This is a genomic window from Saccharothrix texasensis (genome assembly GCF_003752005.1).
Taxonomy (GTDB): domain Bacteria; phylum Actinomycetota; class Actinomycetes; order Mycobacteriales; family Pseudonocardiaceae; genus Actinosynnema; species Actinosynnema texasense.
On record NZ_RJKM01000001.1, the window covers coordinates 4,554,069 to 4,573,743 of the forward strand.

Genomic DNA, 19,675 nt, shown 5'->3' on the forward strand with positions numbered 1-19,675 from the left:
TCACGGCGGCGGGGCCGCGCTCGTCGGCTCGGCCGTCGTCGGGTCGGCGGCCGGCCCGGTCGGCGGGGCGGTCGTGGTGACCGGTGGCGGGGTCGTGGTGACCGGCGGCGCGGTGGTCGGCCCGGTGGGCTCGGCCGTGGTGGTCGTGGGCGCGGGGAACGACCGGGTCGGCGGCAGCTCGCCCCGGGCCCGGGGGCCGGCGTCCCGCGCCGACGTGGTCGGCGCGACCTGCGGCTCGTGGTCGGCGCGGCGGTCCGCGGACGGGGTCGGGGTGGGCGCCGGCTCCGGCGATCGGCTCGCCCCCGGCGGGCTCGACGACGTCGGGTGGACCACGACCAGCGGCGTCAGCGCGGCGGGCGGCACGGCGGTCCGGACGCTCACCAGCGTCTGGTGGGCGGTGACCGGCGACTGGGCCGACGGCGGCGGCGCCGGCTGACCGAACGTCAGCACCAGCACCGCCGCGCCGCCCACCGCCGCCAGCGGCAGCACCACGACCGCCGCCAGGCACCCGCGCCCGCTGCGCGGCACCTCACGATGACTCACCCGACACCCCGCCCCCGGACCCGATCTTGCGTGGTACCCATTGGTCCGTTTCGGACCACCGGCCGCAAGCACCACGCCGTCACACGTCCGGGTGGACTTGGTCAGGCGAGGGGCGGGAGCTGCGGCGGAACGGCCGCCGGCCGCGCCTCCAACGCCTCCAGAGCCAGGCGCACCGCCGTGTCCAGCTGCGGGTCGCGGCCGGCCACCCGGTCCTGCGGCGTCACCACCACCTCGACGTCCGGGTCGACGCCGTGGTTCTCCACGCCCCAGCCGGGACCGGCGAACCACGTCGCGTACCGGGGCTGCGTCACCAGCGTCCCGTCGACCAGGTGGTACTGCATGTCGATGCCGATCACCCCGCCCCACGTGCGGGTGCCGACGACCGGCCCGATGCCCATTTCCTTGATCGCCACGTTCACGATGTCGCCGTCGGACCCGGCGAACTCGTCCGCGATGGCGATCACCGGCCCGCGCGGCGCGTCGCCGGGGTAGCTGTCGGCCGTGGTGTACCCGCGCGCCACCGACCAGCCGATGATCCGCCGGCCCAGCTTCTCCACCACCAGCTCGGACGTGTGCCCGCCGCCGTTCTCCCGCACGTCCAGCACCACGGCCTCGCGCGCCAGCTCCACCCGCAGGTCACGGTGCAGCTGCGCCCAGCCCGCGCCCATCATGTCCGGCACGTGCAGGTACCCGACCCGCCCGTCGGTCAGCGAGTGCACGCGCGCCCGCCGGTCGGCCACCCACGCGTGGTAGCGCAGCGGCTCGTCGTCCTCCAGCGGCACGACCACGACCCGGCGCGGCTCGCCGCCGCCGCCGGGCCGCACGGTCAGCTCCACCGGCTTGCCCGCCGTGCCGACGAGCAGCGGCGCGGGCCCGGTCAGCGGGTCCACCTGCCGCCCGTCGACCGCCACGATCGCGTCACCGACCCGCACCGCGACACCGGGCGCCGCCAACGGCGAGCGGGCCGCCGGGTCCGACGTCTCGCCCGGGATCACCCGCGTGATCCGCCACGCGCCCGCCTCGTCCCGCTCCAGGTCGGCCCCGAGCAGCCCCACGGCGCGGCCGGGCGTCCCGTGCGCCGGGATGACGTAGGCGTGCGACGTGCCCAGCTCGCCCTGGACCTCCCACAGCAGGTCGATCAGGTCGTTGTAGCTGCCGAGCCGGTCCACCAGCGGCCGGTAGCGCTCCAGCACGCCCGCCCAGTCCACGCCGCCCATGTCGGTGCGCCAGAAGTGGTCCCGCATCAGCCGCCCGGCCTCCGCGTACGCCTGCCGCCACTCGGCCGCCCGGTCCACCACCACCCGCACCCGCGACAGGTCCACGTCCACCGAGTCGTGGTCCTCGGAGTCGACCTTCCGGTCGGCGGGCACGACCCGGAGGTCGCCGCCGTCGCGCACGACCATCCGCTGCCCGTCGCCGGTCACCTCGAACGCGTCCACGCCGTCCATCAGCGCCTCGGTGCGCGACTTGGCCAGGTCGAACCGCTCCAGCACGGCGCGCGGCGGCCGGCTCGACGGGCTCGCCAGGTTGTCGCCGAGCACCCCGCGCAGCGGCGAGCGCAGCCACAGCAGCCCGCCCTTGGCCGCGGTCAGGCCCGAGTAGCGGGCGGCGGCGACCGGCACCGTCACCACCCGGTCGGCCAGCCCGTCCAGGTCCACGACCGTGATCGGGTTCTCGTCGTCCTTGTCCTTGTCCTTCTCCGACGAGTCGTCGCCCACCGGCCGGCCCAGGCGCAGCGGGTCGAACGGCGACGGCGTGGTCGCGGCCAGCGGCACCAGGTAGGGCCGGCAGCCGGTCGGGAACGACAGGTCGAACACGTGCGCGTCGTACACCGGGTCGAAGCTGCGCACCGACAGGAACGCCAGGTAGCGGCCGTCCTCGGTGAACGTGGGCGAGAAGTCGGAGAACCGCAGCGGCGTCACGTCCACCACGGACAGGTCGGTGGTGTTGGTCATCCGGATGTGCTGCAACGGGCGCGGCCCGGGGTGCGACCAGGCCAGCCAGTTCGAGTCCGGGGCGAACGCCAGGTCGCTGACGTGCGGGTTCGCGTCCTTCAGCACCTCGCGGACCTCACCGGACTCGACGTCGACCAGCAGCAGCCGCCCGTCGTGGGTGGCCACGGCGAGCCTGCGCCCGTCCGGGGAGACGGCCAGCTCCAGCACCCGCCCGAGCTTGCCGACCGCGACCCGGCGCGGCTCGTTGCCCGGCTCGACGCCGCCGACCGGAGCGAACTCCAGGCCCTCCTCGCCGTCCGCGTCGGTCACCCACACCACGCTGTCGCCGACCACCCGCGGCAGCCGGGCCCGGACGCCGGGCTGCTCGGCCAACGCGCGCACCGGGCCGTCCCGGTGGGTCACCCAGTGCACGGTGCCGCGCACCTCGACCACGCTCCCGCGCCCGGTCTTGTCGGGGTGGAAGTCGTCGGGCCGCGACGACACCGGCCGCGGCCGGCGCGCCGTGCGGGGTCCGCCGAGGGCGATCTCCAGCCGGCGCGGCTCGGCCGCCAGGCCGTCCAGGAGCCACAGCTCGCCCGCGTGCTGCCAGACGACCCGCTCGCCGTCACCGGCCGCGACCCGGGCGTAGAACTCCTGCTCGGTGTGCCGCCGCAGGTCCGACCCGTCCGGGGCCACCGAGTACAGGCTGCCCACGCCGTCGTGGTCGGACAGGAACGCGATCCGGTCACCGAGCCACATCGGCGAGGTCAACGACGACGTCAGCTCGGGCAGGATGCGCGTGAACTCGCCGTCGCCCGCCACGTCGACCCACAGCTTGGCCGCCGCGCCGCCCCGGTAGCGCTTCCACCAGGCCGGGTCGCGGCCGTACACGGAGGTGACGACCACCTGCCCGGCCGGCCCGAACGCCACGTCGTCCACCCAGCCGAACGGCAGCCGCCGCGGCGGGCCGCCGTCGGTGGGCACGGCGTGCGCCCACTGCCGGTTGGTGGTCGCCTGGCCGGTGGAGGTGACGGCGACGACCTCGCCGTCGGACGTCCAGCCGCGCACACCGGTGGTGTAGTCGCCCCAGTAGGTGAGCCGGGTGGCCGCGCCGCCGTCCACCGGGGCGAGGTGGACCTCGGGCGCGCCGTCGCGGCGGCTGGTCCAGGCCAACCGGGTTCCGGTCGGGTCGAAGCGGGGGAAGGAGACGGGCACCTGGTCGGCGGTCACCCGCCAGGCCCGGCCGCCGTCGAGGGGGGCCAGCCACACGTCGTCCTCGGCCACGAAGGTCACGAGGTTGCCGTGCAGGTGCGGGAAGCGGAGGTAGGCCTCGGTCACCTCTTCGACGTTAGCGCCCCGATCACCCGAACCGGGCCGAACCCGGCGAACGCGCTCCGCCCCACCGAACCCCCGACCGGGGACGCGGCGCCCCCGGTCGGCCGGTCGTCGGCGGGCGGCACCGGCGGGGCGGTCCCGGCATCCGCTGTGACCACCGCGAGGAGACGCCGCCATGACTCCGCACACCGACATCCCCACCCGTGACCACGTCCCAGGGCCGCACGGTCACCGACGTGGCCGACGTCGCCCGGTTCGCCACGATCGGCGCGGTCCACACGGTGTTCGTGGACATCGACGCGGGCGTGCCCGGGTTCGTGGACGAGCAGACCGGCGCGGTCGAGTTCCGGGAGGCGCCGGACGCGGTGGACTGCGGCGTGCTGGACGAGATCAGCCGGCGCGTCCGGCTCACCGGCGGCCGGGTGCTCGCGGTCCGCCGAGACGCCGTCCCGGGACGCGGCGAGGTGGCCGCCGGCCGCGGTTCACGCCCTGACGGCAGGCCTGGCCGGCCAGTGGGCGCGCCAGTCGGCCGCGGTCAGGGCGGTGACGCCGGCCGCGCGCGCCGACCGCTCGGCCGCCCGCACGTCCGCCTCGAACCGCCGGGCCACGGCCCGCAGCTCCGTCTCCGGGTCCTCGCCGGCGAGCTTCGCCAGCGCCGCCACCGCGAACAGCGTCGTGCCGGTGTCGTCGCCCTCCGGCAGCAGGTCCACCGGGAACCCGGCCCGCGCCACCCGCTGCGCCAGCTTGCCGGCCAGCGCCACCGCGGGCTGCCCGCCCGCCACGCCGTCCACACTGGACTCGCGCTGCTTCTCGACCTGCTTGAGCTCTTCCCACCGGTGCTGCTGGGTCGTCGCGTCGCGCACCGCCGGGTCGTGGCCGGCGAACACGTGCGGGTGCCGCCCGACCAGCTTGGCCACCAGGTCGCCCGCCACCTCGTCGATCCCGAACGGCTCCTCGGCGTCCTCCGCCGCGATCCGCGCGTGGAACAGCACCTGGAGCAGCACGTCGCCGAGCTCCTCGCGCATCGCCGCCCGGTCGCCGTCCTCGATGGCCTCCAGCAGCTCGTAGGTCTCTTCGACGAGGTACTGGCGCAACGACCCGTGGTCCTGCTCGGCGTCCCACGGGCAGCCGCCGGGCGAGCGCAGGCGGTCCATCACGGCCGCCGCGTCCAGCAGCGCCAGGCCCGGCGCGCGGATCACGTCGGAGCCGGCCGAGATCAGCTCCCGCGCGGCGGGCTCGTCCGGGTCCGTGGTGATCAGCACCACCGAGGGGCCCGCGACCAGCGCCGACACCGGCTCGGCCGACCACAGCCGGGCGTCCACGCCCGCACCCGCGTACACCGCCGCCGCGCCCCGCAGAGCGGGAAGCGCGGCGGCGGGCAGGACGGGGGTGGCGCCTACGACGACGACGGTCACGGCGACGTCTGCCGCACCGTCGCCTGGTAGCCGCTCAGCTCGCCCTCGCTCGGGGCCAGCGAGATGGCGGTGCCGTCCCACAGGCCGTAGCGGGGGTTGACCTGGATCTCCGGGTCGCCGGCCAGCGTCTGCACGAGCCGCAGGCCGATCTGCTCCAGCAGCTGCGGCGTCAGCTGCTCGGTGGCCGACTCGCCGGACGTGCGCGCGTCGGTCTTGCGGTCGGTCACGTAGGCCACGATCCACTGCGCGCTGCTCGGGTCCGGCGCGAACGCCACCACGGTGCCCGCCGGCACGCCGAACAGCGGCGACTGGGCCGCCTGCGGCGACTCGGCCGACCGGACCCGCTGGCTCTCCTTGGACAGGGTCTGCCCCTGGGTGCCGGCCGGCGCGTCGGCCACGAACTCGGCCATCTTCGCCGGGTCGGCCGCCACCTGCTTGGCCTTCTCGATCGCGGACGCGCTGTCCTTGGTGAAGAAGTAGTCGAACGTGACTTCCATCCGGTCCACGTACTTGCGCGCCAGCTCGACCAGCAGCAGCTGGTCCTTGGCCCGCTCGCGGAACGTCGCCGCGTCGTACACGGTGTTCTGCGAGGCCAGCTCCGCGCCGCCGGCCTGCTCGACCGACTCGGTCACGGCCTCCTCGGACACGGACACGCCCTCGCGCCGGGCCGCCAGCTCGATCAGCTCGTGCTGCACGCCCAGGGTCACCAGCTGCCGGGCGACCTGGTCCAGCTTGCGCTGGTCGTGCAGCTTCTGGGCCTCGGGCTCCTTCTTGAGCACGACGTCCAGCCGCTGCTGCACCTGCTCCAGTGGCAGCACGGTGTCGCCGACGATGGCGGCCGAGCCGACGTGGCTCGGCCCCGTGCCGCAGCCCGCGACCAGGAGTGCCACCGCCGCGCCGATCAGGGTGAAGCGCCTCTGCACAGTCCTCACGACCAGTACCTTCTCACGTCCTCGTGACGCCGCTCACGGGAGTCCCCGCCAAAGACTGCAGGAACTGCGCGCACCAATCCAGCAATTCCTGATCACGCAACTGGGGTGCGCCCATCCGGCCGCCGGCCGCGCCCTCCGTCGGACGAGGCACGCTGACGGTGCGGGCGGTCTGCTTGTAGACCGCCTTCGGGAACAGCCGGCGCAGCCGCACGAGCTGGCTGTCCTTGAGCTCCAGCGGCGCGAAGCGGATCGTCTGGCCCTGGGTGGCGACCTCCGTGACGCCGTGCTCGCGGCACGCCTGCCGGAACCGGGCCACCGCGAGCAGCCGCTCGACGGGCAGCGGCGGCGTGCCGTAGCGGTCCTTCAGCTCGTCCCACACCGACTGCAGCGCCTCGGCGTCGCTCGCGGCGGCGATCTTGCGGTAGGCCTCCAGCCGGAGCCGCTCGCCGGGCACGTAGTCGTGCGGGATGTGGGCGTCCACGGGCAGGTCGACGCGGACCTCGGCCAGGTCCTCCTCGACCTCACCGTCCGCGCCCGCGTGCTTGCGGAACGCCTCGACGGCCTCGCCGACCAGCCGCACGTACAGGTCGAAGCCGACGCCCGCGATGTGCCCGGACTGCTCGGCGCCGAGGATGTTGCCCGCGCCGCGGATCTCCAGGTCCTTCATGGCCACCGCCATGCCCGCGCCCAGCTCGGTGTTCTGCGCGATCGTGGCCAGCCGGTCGTGCGCGGTCTCGGTCAGCGGCGCCTCGGGCGGGTACAAGAAGTAGGCGTAGCCGCGTTCCCGGCCGCGGCCCACGCGCCCGCGCAGCTGGTGCAGCTGGGCCAGGCCGAGCAGGTCGCCGCGCTCCACGATGAGCGTGTTCGCGTTGGAGATGTCCAGGCCGGTCTCGACGATCGTGGTGCAGACGAGCACGTCGTACTCGTTCTCCCAGAAACCCTGGATGATCTTCTCCAGCTTGTCCTCGTTCATCTGGCCGTGCGCGGTGATCACGCGGGCCTCGGGGACCAGCTCGCGGATGTGCCGGGCGGCGCGCTCGATCGAGGACACGCGGTTGTGCACGAAGAAGACCTGGCCGTCGCGCAGCAGCTCGCGGCGGATGGCGGCGGCGACCTGCTTGTCGTCGTACCCGCCGACGTAGGTCAGGATCGGGTGCCGCTCCTCGGGCGGGGTGAGGATGGTCGACATCTCGCGGATGCCGGCCAGCGACATCTCCAGGGTGCGCGGGATCGGCGTGGCGGACATCGTGAGCACGTCGACGTGCGTGCGCAGCGCCTTGATGTGCTCCTTGTGCTCGACGCCGAACCGCTGCTCCTCGTCCACGATGACCAGGCCCAGGTCCTTGTAGCGCAGGCTCTTCTGCAGCAGCCGGTGCGTGCCGATGACGATGTCCACGTCGCCCTCGGCCAGGCCGGTGATCGTCCGCTCGGCCTCCTGCGGGTCGGTGAACCGGGACAGGCCCTTGATGGTCACCGGGAACGCGCGCATCCGCTCGGTGAACGTGTTCAGGTGCTGCTGGGCCAGCAGCGTGGTCGGCACCAGCACCACGACCTGCTTGCCGTCCTGCACCGCCTTGAACGCCGCCCGCACCGCGATCTCGGTCTTGCCGTAGCCCACGTCGCCGCAGATCACCCGGTCCATCGGGACCGTGCGCTGCATGTCGGCCTTGACCTCGTCGATCGCCGCCATCTGGTCGAGGGTCTCGGTGAACGGGAAGGCGTCCTCCAGCTCGCGCTGCCACGGCGTGTCGGGCGCGAACGCGTGCCCGGGCGCGGCCTGCCGCGCGGCGTAGAGCTGGACCAGCTCCGCGGCGATCTGCTTGACCGCCTTCTTCGCCTTCGCCTTGGTGTTCTTCCAGTCGCTGCCGCCGAGCTTGTTCAGCGTGGGCAGCTCGCCGCCGACGTAGCGGGAGATCTCGTCGAGCTGGTCGGTCGGCACGAACAGCCGGTCGCCGGGCTGGCCGCGCTTGCTGGAGCCGTACTCCAGGACCAGGTACTCGCGGGTCGCGGTGACGCCGGCGGTGTCCTTGGTCGTGCGCTGCACCATCTCGACGTACTTGCCGATGCCGTGCTGCTCGTGCACCACGTAGTCGCCGGGCCGCAGGGCCAGCGGGTCCACCGCGTTGCGGCGGCGGCTGGGCATGCGGCGCATGTCCTTGGTGGAGGTGCCGTGCCGCCCGCCGGTGAGGTCGGTCTCGGTGAGCACCACCAGGGCCAGCTCGGGCAGCGAGAAGCCGTCCTCCAGCGCGCCGCGCACGACGGTGACCGCGCCCTTCTTCGGCGCGGTGTCCAGGGCGTCCCGGAGCACGACGTTGACGTCGGCCTCGCGCAGCTGCTCGGTGGCGCGCTGCGCCGTGCCCGCGCCGGGGACGACGAGGACCGCCGTGCCGCCGGAGACGGTGTGGGCGCGCAGGTCGGCGAACGCCCGGTCGATGTCGCCCTGGTAGGCCTCGACCTGCTTGAGCTCCAGCCGGACGACGTCCTCGCCCTCGGTGGTGAGCCGGCTGAGCGTCCACCACGGCCGGCCCTTCGCCCGCGCGGACTGCGCCACGTCGGCGAGGCTGTGGTAGGCGCTGGAGTCCAGGTCGATGGGGCTCTGCCCGCCGCCCGCCGCGGCCATCCAGGAGGCCTCCAGGAACTCCTGGCCGGTGCGCACGAGGTCCGCGGCGCGGGCCCGGATCTTCTCCGGGTCGTTGAGCACCACGTGCGTGCCCGCCGGGACGACGTCGGTGAGCAGCTGCAGCTCGCCCTCGCACAGGGCCGGGATCAGGGCCTCCATGCCTTCCGACGGGATGCCCTCGGCGATCTTGGTCAGCAGCTCGTGCAGGTGCGCGTCGGCCGTGTGCTCCTCGGCCAGCGCGGCGGCCTTGGCCCTGACTTGCGCGGTCAGCAGCAGCTCGCGGCACGGCGGCGCGACGAACCCGTCGACCTCCTCCGGCAGCGACCGCTGGTCGGCGACCGAGAAGGGCCGGATCTCGCTGACCTCGTCGCCCCAGAACTCGATCCGCAGCGGGTGCACGGCGGTCGGCGGGAAGATGTCCAGGATGCCGCCGCGGACCGCGAACTCGCCGCGCTTCTCCACCATGTCGACGCGGGTGTAGGCGATCTCGGTCAGGGTGCGGGCCAGCGCGTCGAAGTCGTGCTCGGAGCCGACGGCCAGGCGCACCGGCACGAGGTCGCCGAGACCCGGCGCCATCGGCTGGATCAGGCTCCGGACCGTGGTGATGACCACCTTGAGCGGGTGCTCGCCGGGGTGGGCCAGGCGGCGCAGCACCTCCAGGCGGGCGCCGACCGTGTCCGCGCGGGGCGACAGCCGCTCGTGCGGCAGCGTCTCCCAGGACGGGAAGATCGCCACCTGCTCGGGGCCGATGAGGTCGCACAGCACGGCCTTGAGGTCGTCCGCCTCGCGGCCGGTCGCGGTGACCGCGAGCACGGGCGCGCCGGCGGCCAGGGCCGCCGCCACCAGCGGGCGGGCCGCGGGCGGTCCTTCCAGTTCCAGGTCGGGCACGCCGATCGAGTCGGCGAGGGCGCGCAGCGCCTTGTCGGGCAGGACAGCGGTCAGCAGGCCGGACAGCGGGCCGGGCTGGGGCATTGCGATGGCTCCCCGGGGGATCAAACGCGGACAGACCCCTGCCCGGGACTGAGCGTCCACACGTCCACCGGAGGGGTTCTCGGTTCCCAGCCTACGGCCCTTCCGGGCGAGGTGCCCCGTCATTTCGGTTGACCGCGGGGTGACGCTGGGTACGTGGAGCAGAGACAGATCAGGGCCGACTACGACGATCGGCACATCACCGTGTACCAGGCGTACCCGCCCGCCATCGCCGTCCCCGCACTGGCCGCGGGCCGGTTCGTGCCGCCGTTCAAGCCGGGGCGGATGACGTGGGTCAAGCCGTCGTTCCTCTGGATGATGTACCGGTCCGGCTGGGGCGAGAAGCCGGACCAGGAGCGCGTGCTCGCCGTGCGAATCACCCGATCGGGGTTCGACTGGGCGGTGCGGGCGGCCGTGCCCAGCGACGAGGGCGTCGGGCGCAAACCGGACGTGCGGGTGCAGTGGGACCCGGAGCGGGACCTGCGCCTGAACGCGCTGCCGCACCGGTCGTTGCAGCTGGGGCTCGCCGGCGAGGCGTCGCGGCGGTACGTGCGGGAGTGGATCGTGGGGCTGACCGACGTGACGCCGCTCGCCCGGGAGGCGCACGCGCTGGTGCGTGCCGGTGACCTGGCCGGCGCGCGGGCGTTGCTGCCGGTGGAACGCCCGTACCCGATGCCGGGCGCATGACGGGCCGCGTGAACGGAGAGCACACACGGGGGTTATCATGCTGGGCGCCATGCGTCGGTTTGTCGGGTTCGCCGCGGTCCTGGCCGCGTGCGCGGCGTGTTCGACGGAGGGCTCCGGCGGGAGCGCGCCCTCGACGACCACGCCCGAAGGGCTGAAGGTCGAGGTGGTCGCCACCGGGCTGAGCCACCCGTGGGACGTGGGGTTCCTGCCCGACGGGCGGATGCTCGTGCCGCAGCGGCCGGGGCGGATCGCGCTGGTGTCCGCCGACGGGTCCGTCACCGACGTCGAAGCCGACCTCGGCGACGTCGAGGCGCGGGGCGAGGGCGGGCTGATGAGCCTGGTCGTGCACCCCGACTTCGCCACCAGCCATCGGTTCACCACGTGCTTCAACACGTCCTCCGACGTGCGGCTGGTGACGTGGGAGCTGGCCGGCGCGAAGGCGACGAGGGTGAAGGACCCGCTGCTCTCGGGGCTGCCCACGGCGTCGAGCGGACGTCACTCCGGCTGCCGGATGGCGCTGGACCGGGACGGGAACCTGCTCATCGGCACCGGCGACACCGCGCGGGGCGACGTGGCGCAGGACAGGTCGAGCCTCGGCGGCAAGGTGCTGCGGGTCGACCTCGCCACCGGCGAGGGCGTGGCGGGCAACCCGTTCGGGGACCGGATCTACACCTACGGGCACCGCAACGTGCAGGGCGTCGCCGTGCGGCAGGACGGGATGGTGTTCACCGCCGAGCACGGGCCGTCGGTGGACGACGAGGTGAACGCGCTCAAGGCCGGCGGGAACTACGGCTGGGACCCGTCGCAGGGCGGCGCCGTCAGCGGGTACGACGAGGACGTGCCGATGACGGACCTCACGCGCTTCCCCGACGCCGTGCCCGCCGTGTGGTCGTCCGGCCGGCCGACGGAGGCGATCTGCGACGCCGCGTTCCTGGTCGGCGAGCAGTGGGGCTCGCTGAACGGCGTGCTCGCCGTCACCGCCCTGAAGGGCGCGAAGGTGCTGTTCTTCACCATCACCCAGGAGGGTGGCGTCCACTCGGTGGCCATCCCCCCGGAGCTGGACGGCGCCCACGGCCGCCTCCGCGGCGCCGAACTGGGCCCCGACGGCTCCCTCTACGTCACCACTTCGAACGGCACCGACGACAAGATCCTCCGCATCACCAACCCCTGACCCCGAGAGTCCAACGTTCAGGGCTCGCGAGTCCAACGTTCACGCACCCTGAATTCAACGTTCAGCACTTGGCGAACTGTGCTGAGCGTTGAATTCAGGTGCTTCGAACGTTGGACTCTCGCGACGTGAACGTACGACTCTCGCGGTCAGCGGGTGCGGAGGCGGGGTTTGTGGTCCATGTGGGACAGGCCCTTCCAGGCCAGGTTGACCAGGTGGGCGGCCACCTCGTCCTTCTTCGGCTTGCGGACTTCCAGCCACCACTGGCCGGTGAGGGCGACCATGCCGACGAGGGCCTGCGAGTAGAGGGCCGCGAGCTTGCGGTCGTAGCCCTGGCGCGAGAAGTGCAGGCCCAGGATCGACTCCACCTGGGACGCGATGTCGTTCAGCAACGACGAGAACGTGCCGGTGGACGACGCCACGGGCGAGTCGCGCACGAGGATCCGGAAGCCGTCCGTCGAGCCCTCGATGTAGTCCAGCAACGCGCACGCCGCCTGCTCCAGCAGCTCACGCGGGTGCCCGCCGGACAGCGCGTTGACGATGTGGTCCATCAGGTACTGCATCTCCCGGTCCACCACGACCGCGTAGATGCCTTCCTTGCCGCCGAAGTGCTCGTACACGACGGGCTTCGACACGCCCGCCCGGTGCGCGATCTCCTCGATGGACGTGACCTCGAAGCCCTTCTCGGCGAACAACGCGCGGGCCACGTCGAGCAGCTGCTCGCGGCGCTCCTTGCCCGTCATCCGCACGCGCGGCACCGGTGTCCCGTCGCCGCGCCGTCTCCCCGCCACCCAGACCACCCTAAACACCTGCCCCCCGCGTGAGTCGCGAGGGGCAGGTGGTCGCTTGTCCGACTACGTCCCGGCCGCGCTCACTTCTTGGCGCTGATCCGGGCCAGTCGCTGCTGGTTCGGCCACCGCACGTTGGTCGCCCAGCCGAACTTCTCGAACAGCCAGATCATCCGCGCGGAGGTGTCGATCTGACCGCGCTTGACGCCGTGCCGGGCGCACGTCGGGTCGGCGTGGTGCAGGTTGTGCCACGACTCGCCGAAGCTCAGGATCGCCAGCGCCCACACGTTCGCGGAACGGTCGCGCGCGGCGAACGGGCGGTCGCCCACCATGTGGCAGATCGAGTTGACCGACCACGTCACGTGGTGCAGGAACGCCACCCGGACCAGACCGGCCCAGAAGAACGCCGAGAGCGCGCCGGCCCACGACATGGTGATCAGGCCGCCGAGCACGGCGGGCGCGAGGAGGCTGATCGCGGTCCACAGCGGGAACAGCTTGTCGATCCGGACCAGGTCCTTGTCGGCCAGCAGGTCCGGCGCGAAGCGCTCGGCGTTGGTCTTGTCGCGGTCGAACAGCCAGCCCATGTGGGCGTGCCAGAAGCCCTTGGCCAGCGCGACCGGGCCGCGGCCGAACAGCCACGGCGAGTGCGGGTCGCCCTCGCGGTCGGAGAACGCGTGGTGGCGGCGGTGGTCGGCGACCCAGACGATCACCGGTCCCTGCAGCGCCATCATGCCCGCGATCGCCAGGCCGATCTTGAGCGCGCGGTTGGCCTTGAACGAGCCGTGCGTGAAGTACCGGTGGAAACCGATCGTCACGCCGAGGCCTGCCAGGTAGTAGAACGCGACGAACAGCGCGACGTCGACCCAGCCCAGCCCCCATCCCCAGGCGAGCGGAACGGCCGCGAGCAGAGCCAGGAACGGCACGATGACGAACACGTACACGCCGAACTGCTCGACGTGCCCGCGCCGTCCTTCGATCATCGGCTTGGGTCCGCGATCCTCGGGACCTCGCGGCGTGGACCTGCTCTCAAGGGTGCTGGTCATACATGTACCTCGTTGTGTGTTCGGGGCTACCTACGGGGCCGTAACTTACGCAAGCGTAAGTTAGGTCAGCCTTGTGCCGCCATAGCCGGGGGCAAAGTCACGGCGTGTTCTCAGGAAGTCGGGCGTGTCGATCAACGCCGGGGCATCATTCGGTGATGGGGTCACCGAACGTCCGCGGACGCCGCCGCCCGCGCATCGCACTCGTCACCTTCGCGGTGGTGTTCTTGCTGCTCATCGGGTCCCTGCTGGGGTTCGGCTGGTACTACAGCGGACAGCTGCTGGACCCCGCGAACGCCCGTCCCGGCTACCGCGACGTGGTCACGTCGTCGGCTTCGGGGACCGTCTCGCTGGCGGAGTCCGGGGTCGCCGCGCTCCCCGGCACGTGGGGCCTCGTCTGGCCGGGCGGCGGCGCGAAGGTCGGCCAGGTGACGCAGCGGTCCGAGGGCACGGTGGTGCGGGAGCTGCAGGGCGTCGCTCCGGCCGACGGCACGCAGGTGCGGCTGGAGACCTCGGTCTGGAGCACCGACCCGGCCACCGCGCTCGACCTGGAGTACACGGAAGTGCGAATTCCGACCGAACTGGGTGAAGCACCGGCATGGTTGGTCCCCGCGACGTCGGCCACGTGGGTCGTCGCGGTGCACGGTCGGGGTGGCACGAGGGCCGAGGCGCTGCGGGTCATGCCTGCGTTGCACGACCTGGGACTACCCGTTCTGGCCGTGACCTACCGCAATGACGAGGGCGCGCCCCGTTCGCCGGACGGCCTGTACCACCTGGGCGACACGGAGTGGCGCGACGTGGAGGCGGCCGTGCGGTACGCCCGCGAGCACGGCGCGCGTGACGTGGTGCTGTACGGCTGGTCGATGGGCGGCGCGATCGTCGGCCAGTTCCTCGACCGCTCGGCGCAGGCGGGCGACGTGGCCGCCGTCGTGCTCGACGCACCCGTCGTGAGCTGGTCGAAGACGCTGGAGCTGCAGTCGCGCAACCGGGGCGTGCCGGTGCAGCTGGTGCCGATCGCGGAGCTGGTCTCGGACTGGCGGGTCGACCTCGAGTTCGCCCGGTTCGACCTGCTCGACCACCCGCCCGCGCACCGGCCGCCGACGCTGTTGTTCCACGGCGCGGCGGACGGCACCGTGCCGGTGCAGGCGTCGCGCGACCTGGCCGCGGCGGCGGACCGGCTCGACTGGCCGCTGCGGTACGTCGAGGTGCCCGCGGCGGAGCACACGGCGGCGTGGAACGTCGACCCGGAGTCCTACGACCGCGCCCTGACGGAGTTCCTCGACTCGGTGGACGGCATCCGGTAGCGGGCGTCCGCCGGCGGGCGTCCGACAGCAGGCGTCCGGTGGGGCATTCGGCCGCACGACCGCGCAGCCGGCCGTGCCCGCTTGACTACAGCAGGTAGTTAAGCGGGTGATTGTTTCGGACGAAATCGTGGCGAATGGAGGCACCGGAACCCCCGTCGGCGGCCGGCCGGCACCGGCCCGCCACGGCACCAGGCTCACCCAGCCGTGATCTGGGCCACGTCTCGCACGCCCTCTACCTGCACAAACACGCAGTGTCATGATCGGGTTACGGTAAGGTTGCCGCCACTTGAGTGGTGGTGCTGACCTTCGAGGGGGACTCGTGACAACATGTGTTCGCGCGGTCGGGGCGAACCCCGGCCGTTCCGCCATGGTGTAAAGGCAGCACCTCGGATTTTGGTTCCGATGGTCCAGGTTCGAATCCTGGTGGCGGAGCGAGGGGCCGGGCCACGAAGGCCCCGGCCGCCCTGCGTCTGCATGGGGGTGTGAGTCGCTGCACGAGGAAGCGGTCGACGAGCAGGGCAACGTGGCGACTCCGGCTCTCCACGAGATGTCCGACGCGTGGCTGGTCGGCCGCGCGAGTGAGCTCGTGGCCGTGGCCCAGAGCAGCCACCTGTCCGAACAGCTCGACGCGGCGCACGAGGTCGACGAGATCCTCGCCGAGGCGCAGGGCCGCGGCGAGCCGCGGATCGTCGGCCAGCTGCTGCGCGCGGCCGCGGTCGTCCGGATCGTCACCCCCGGCCTGGTCGACCTCTCCGACTCCGTCCTGGACGAGATGCTGGCGCACTGCCGCCGGCACGGCCTGCTGGTGCTGGAGGCCGAGGCGCACGCCCTGCGCGGGCGGCGCTACCTGCTCGGCGGGTTCGAGGACAAGGCGTTGACCGAGGTCGCCGCCGGCCTGGCGATGCTGGAGGAGGACCTCACCCCCGACCCGATGATCGACAAGCGCACCTGGGACCGGCTGCTCGCCTCCGCGCTCCAGTCGACCGGGCTCGTGCTCACGCAGCTCGGCGTCTACGAGATGGCGGACGAGGTGCTGGCGCGGGCGCACAACGCGATCCGGGACAGCGCCAACCCGCACCAGATCTACGTCCACCTGGTCAACCGGGCCCGGCTGCTGATCGGCTGGGGCCTGCGGCTGGAGCGGGTGGACAACTTCGAGGAGGCCGCGGAGCGGTTCGCCACCGCGTCGGCCATCGCCACCGCCGTCGAGGGGCCGTTCCGCGAGTCGCTGCACCCCGGCAGGCGCGACCGCACCGCCGCCGAGCAGGTGCCGGTGATCGGCGCGGCGCACGCGCTGGCCAAACCGGGGGCGGAGCACATCGCGCGGCTGTGGGCGCTGCGCGAGCTGTCCATGTACGCCCGCGAGCTGATCATCGTGTCGATCGCGCTGGCCCGCTGCCTGGAGATGGAGGAGCTGCCGCAGCAGGCGTTGCAGGTGCTGCACGACGCGCAGGACCGGCTGGAGCACGACACCTCCGAGCCCACCCTGATGCTGTGCCTGACCCGCGAGTACGCCCGGATGTCCGGTCCGCACGGCGAGCGCACCATCTCGGCGTTGCAGACCTACGCCAACGCGCTGGAGGTCGAGCTGTGGCTGATGCAGGAGGCGCGAACCGCGACCCTGCTCACCCGGCGCGACCACGAACGGCTCACCCGCGCGCACGGTGCCATCGCGCAGCAGGCGTTGCAGGACCCGCTGACCGGGCTGCCGAACCGCCGCGCCCTCGACGACCGGCTGGCCGCGCTGATCAACGCGCAGACCCACCCGATGGCCATCGCGCTGGTCGACCTGGACGGGTTCAAGGTCGTCAACGACAAGCACTCGCACGCCGAGGGTGACGATGTCCTCCGCGTGATTGCGAGCACACTGCGCCAGGCGTTGCGGGGTGACGACCTGGTGGCCCGCTACGGCGGCGACGAGTTCGTCGTGCTGCTGCCCGGCGCGCCCCTGCACGCCGCCGAAGCGGCCCTCAGCCGGGCCGTGGAAGCCGTCGCCACGCTGCGATCCGAGCTGTCCAGGGGGGTCACGCTGTCCGTCGGCGTGATCTCCGTGCGCCCGCGCGAGGCCGCCCACGCGGCGCTGGCCCGAGCCGACTCGGCGATGTACGCGGCGAAGCGGCGAGGTGGCTGCCAGGTTGCGGCCGTGGAAGGCGAGCCCTCCTCGGAGGCTTAGTATCGGCACCTGGCGGGAAGCCAGGCCCCTCCCGCTGAAGGCACGCATCTCAGCTAGGGAGAGCGCTGATGCTCGAGGGTGTCCCCACCCCAGTCAGCACGATCGTCCTCGCAGCGGGTGAAGGCACCCGCATGCGCTCAGCCACCCCGAAGGTGTTGCACCGCGTCGCGGGCCGTTCCCTGGTGGAGCACGCCGTGCGCGCCGCCGCCGGGACCGGACCGGACCACCTCGCCGTCGTGGTCGGCCACGGCCGCGCCGCGGTCGCCGACCACCTCGACAGCCTGTCCACCGCGCTGGACCGCAAGGTCACCGTCGCCGTGCAGGAAGAGCAGAAGGGCACCGGGCACGCGGTCGGCTGCGGCCTGGCAGCGTTGGCCGAGGTCCCGGGCACACCCGCCGACCTCGGCGGCACGGTCGTCGTGACCTACGGCGACGTGCCGCTGCTGGACGCGGAGACGTTGCGCGGCCTGCTGGTCGAGCACGGCGCGCGCGGCAACGCCGTCACCGTGCTGACCGCCGTGGTGGCCGACCCCACCGGGTACGGGCGGATCGTGCGGTCCGCGGACGGCTCGGTCGAGGGCATCGTGGAGCAGAAGGACGCCACGCCCGAGCAGCAGGCGATCACCGAGATCAACTCCGGGGTGTACGCCTTCGACGCGGCCGTGCTGCGCGACGGGCTGTCCCGGCTGTCCACCGACAACGCGCAGGGCGAGCTGTACCTGACCGACGTGCTGACCATCGCGCGCGGCGACGGTCGGCCCGTGGGCGCGCTCGTGACGTCGGACGCCTGGCTGGTCGAGGGCGTGAACGACCGCGTGCAGCTGGCCAGGCTGGGCGCCGAGCTGAACCGCCGGCTGGTGGAGGCCGCGATGCGCTCGGGCGTGACCGTGGTCGACCCGGCCACCACGTGGCTGGACGCCGATGTGCGGCTGGAGCGGGACGTGCTGATCGAGCCGAACGTGCAGCTGCGGGCCGGCACCACCGTCGGCGAGGGCGCGGTCGTCGGTCCGGACACCACGCTCTCGGCGTGCGTGATCGGCGCGGGCGCGACCGTGGTGCGCACGCACGGCTCCGGCGCGGAGATCGGCGCGGGCGCGTCCGTCGGCCCGTTCGCCTACCTGCGGCCGGGCACCCGGCTCGGTGAGCGCGGCAAGATCGGCACCTTCGTGGAGACGAAGAACTCCGACATCGGCGCCGGCAGCAAGGTGCCGCACCTGAGCTACATCGGCGACGCCACCATCGGCGAGCACTCCAACATCGGCGCGGCCAGCGTCACCGTCAACTACGACGGGGTGAACAAGCACCGGACCACGATCGGGTCCTACTGCCGCACCGGTTCCGACAACATGTTCGTCGCGCCGGTCACCGTCGGCGACGGCGCTTACACCGGCGCGGGCACCGTGGTGCGGCGCGACGTGCCGCCCGGCGCGCTGGCCGTGTCCGGCGGACCCCAGCGGAACCTGGACGGATGGGTGGTGTCCCGCCGCGCGGGCACACCTTCGGCCGAAGCGGCGCAGCGCGCTCTGACGCCCGAGAATGCAGCCACAACCGATGAAGGGCGCTGACGTGAACCCCACGATGGCCGGGACACCCAAGAAGAACCTGATGCTCTTCGGCGGGCGGGCCTACCCCGAGCTGACCGAGCAGGTGGCCAAGCACCTGAACGTGTCGGTGACCCCCCAGTCGGCGTACGACTTCGCCAACGGCGAGATCTTCGTGCGGTTCGAGGAGAGCGTGCGCGGCTGCGACGCGTTCGTCATCCAGTCGCACTGCGCGCCCATCAACCAGTGGCTGATGGAGCAGCTGATCATGGTGGACGCGCTCAAGCGCGCCTCCGCGAAGCGCATCACCGTGATCATGCCGTTCTACCCCTACGCGCGGCAGGACAAGAAGCACCGCGGCCGTGAGCCGATCTCGGCGCGCCTCGTGGCGGACATGTTCAAGACCGCGGGCGCGGACCGGCTGGTGTCGGTGGACCTGCACACCTCGCAGATCCAGGGCTTCTTCGACGGCCCGGTGGACCACCTGTGGGCCATGCCGCTGCTGGCCGAGCACATCCGGGGCAAGTACGCGGGCCGCGAGATCACCGTCGTGTCCCCCGACGCCGGCCGCACCAAGCTGGCCGAGAAGTGGGCGGACACGCTGGGCGGCACGCCGATCGCGTTCATCCACAAGACCCGCGACCCGCTGCGGCCGAACGAGGTCGTGGCCAACCGGGTCGTCGGCCAGGTCGAGGGCCGGCTGTGCGTCGTCATCGACGACATGATCGACACCGGCGGCACCATCACCAAGGCCGTGGACCAGCTCCTCTCCGAGGGCGCGTCGGACGTCGTCATCGCCGCCACCCACCCGGTCCTCTCGGGTCCGGCCGTGGAGCGGCTGCGCGACTGCGGCGCCCGCGAGGTCGTCTTCACCGACACCCTGCCCATCCCGGCGGAGAAGCGCTTCGAGGCCATGACCGTGCTGCCGATCGCCCCCCTGCTGGCCCGCGTGATCCAGGAGGTCTTCGAGGACGGCTCGGTGACCTCCCTGTTCGACGGCAACGCCTGACACCTCGCCCGACCCGGCTCGCCCGTTCCGGACGCAGGACTCCCGCGCGTGTCCTGCGTCCGGAACGGGCGAGCCGTACTTCCAGCCCCCGTGAGTCCAACGCTCAGCGCCCGTGAGTCCAACGTCCAGACCTCGTGAGTCCAACGTCCAGGACCCCCGAATTCACCGTTCGCGACCGTCCGGGCAAGGCGTTCAGGCCCCCGATTAGGCCCCGTCC

At 72.8% G+C, this 19,675-nt stretch carries 13 protein-coding genes and 1 tRNA gene; 7 read left to right on the forward strand and 7 right to left on the reverse strand.

Annotation, left to right across the window (positions count from 1 at the left end; translation table 11 throughout):
* From EDD40_RS19350 to mfd, 5 genes are all read right to left on the reverse strand, one after another.
* On the reverse strand, window positions 1–543 hold the full coding sequence (locus EDD40_RS19350; RefSeq protein WP_148088840.1) for a hypothetical protein: 543 nt from the start codon (window positions 541–543) through the stop codon (window positions 1–3).
* A 101-nt stretch (window positions 544–644) separates the two neighbouring features.
* Window positions 645–3,815 carry a S41 family peptidase gene (locus tag EDD40_RS19355; protein WP_123744172.1) on the reverse strand — a complete coding sequence of 1,057 codons (3,171 nt, stop codon included), beginning with the start codon at window positions 3,813–3,815 and terminating at the stop codon, window positions 645–647.
* Window positions 3,816–4,294: 479 nt separating this feature from the next.
* Window positions 4,295–5,227: a nucleoside triphosphate pyrophosphohydrolase gene (locus tag EDD40_RS19365; RefSeq protein ID WP_123744173.1), complete on the reverse strand. Its 933-nt coding sequence runs from the start codon at window positions 5,225–5,227 to the stop codon at window positions 4,295–4,297.
* Window positions 5,224–6,159 carry a SurA N-terminal domain-containing protein gene (locus EDD40_RS19370; protein WP_123744174.1) on the reverse strand — a complete coding sequence of 312 codons (936 nt, stop codon included), beginning with the start codon at window positions 6,157–6,159 and terminating at the stop codon, window positions 5,224–5,226. The genes EDD40_RS19365 and EDD40_RS19370 overlap by 4 nt, the downstream gene beginning before the upstream one ends.
* A 13-nt stretch (window positions 6,160–6,172) precedes the next feature.
* Window positions 6,173–9,751, reverse strand: a complete 3,579-nt coding sequence (mfd, locus tag EDD40_RS19375) for a transcription-repair coupling factor (RefSeq protein WP_170185139.1) — start codon at window positions 9,749–9,751, stop codon at window positions 6,173–6,175.
* Window positions 9,752–9,904: 153 nt separating this feature from the next.
* Here mfd and EDD40_RS19380 point away from each other — a divergent pair, with 153 nt between their 5' ends.
* Both EDD40_RS19380 and EDD40_RS19385 read left to right on the forward strand, forming a co-directional pair.
* A complete protein-coding gene (locus EDD40_RS19380) occupies window positions 9,905–10,435 on the forward strand; it encodes a DUF4291 domain-containing protein (protein WP_123744175.1) in 531 nt (176 codons plus the stop codon).
* Between the two features lie 49 nt (window positions 10,436–10,484).
* Complete coding sequence (locus EDD40_RS19385) at window positions 10,485–11,606, forward strand: PQQ-dependent sugar dehydrogenase (protein WP_123748139.1); 1,122 nt, start codon at window positions 10,485–10,487, stop codon at window positions 11,604–11,606.
* 146 nt (window positions 11,607–11,752) lie between these two features.
* On the opposite strand, the gene EDD40_RS19390 is transcribed toward EDD40_RS19385, so the two are convergent.
* Complete coding sequence (locus tag EDD40_RS19390; protein ID WP_053719425.1) at window positions 11,753–12,346, reverse strand: TetR/AcrR family transcriptional regulator; 594 nt, start codon at window positions 12,344–12,346, stop codon at window positions 11,753–11,755.
* 128 nt (window positions 12,347–12,474) lie between these two features.
* On the reverse strand, window positions 12,475–13,434 hold the full coding sequence (locus EDD40_RS19395) for an acyl-CoA desaturase (protein WP_123744176.1): 960 nt from the start codon (window positions 13,432–13,434) through the stop codon (window positions 12,475–12,477).
* 155 nt (window positions 13,435–13,589) lie between these two features.
* On the opposite strand from EDD40_RS19395, the gene EDD40_RS19400 reads away from it, so the two are divergent.
* The 5 genes from EDD40_RS19400 (at window position 13,590) to EDD40_RS19420 (ending at window position 19,458) form a co-directional block, all read left to right on the forward strand.
* Window positions 13,590–14,735, forward strand: coding sequence for an alpha/beta hydrolase family protein (locus EDD40_RS19400; protein ID WP_123744177.1), 1,146 nt, complete (start codon window positions 13,590–13,592; stop codon window positions 14,733–14,735).
* A 361-nt stretch (window positions 14,736–15,096) separates the two neighbouring features.
* A tRNA-Gln gene (locus tag EDD40_RS19405) sits at window positions 15,097–15,167 on the forward strand.
* A 91-nt stretch (window positions 15,168–15,258) separates the two neighbouring features.
* Window positions 15,259–16,908: a GGDEF domain-containing protein gene (locus EDD40_RS19410; protein ID WP_236594662.1), complete on the forward strand. Its 1,650-nt coding sequence runs from the start codon at window positions 15,259–15,261 to the stop codon at window positions 16,906–16,908.
* 68 nt (window positions 16,909–16,976) lie between these two features.
* Window positions 16,977–18,473 (forward strand): bifunctional UDP-N-acetylglucosamine diphosphorylase/glucosamine-1-phosphate N-acetyltransferase GlmU, encoded by a 1,497-nt coding sequence (gene glmU / locus EDD40_RS19415; protein WP_123744179.1) that lies wholly within the window; start codon window positions 16,977–16,979, stop codon window positions 18,471–18,473.
* A 13-nt stretch (window positions 18,474–18,486) separates the two neighbouring features.
* Window positions 18,487–19,458, forward strand: coding sequence for a ribose-phosphate diphosphokinase (locus EDD40_RS19420; RefSeq protein WP_123748141.1), 972 nt, complete (start codon window positions 18,487–18,489; stop codon window positions 19,456–19,458).
* Window positions 19,459–19,675: the final 217 nt, after the last annotated feature.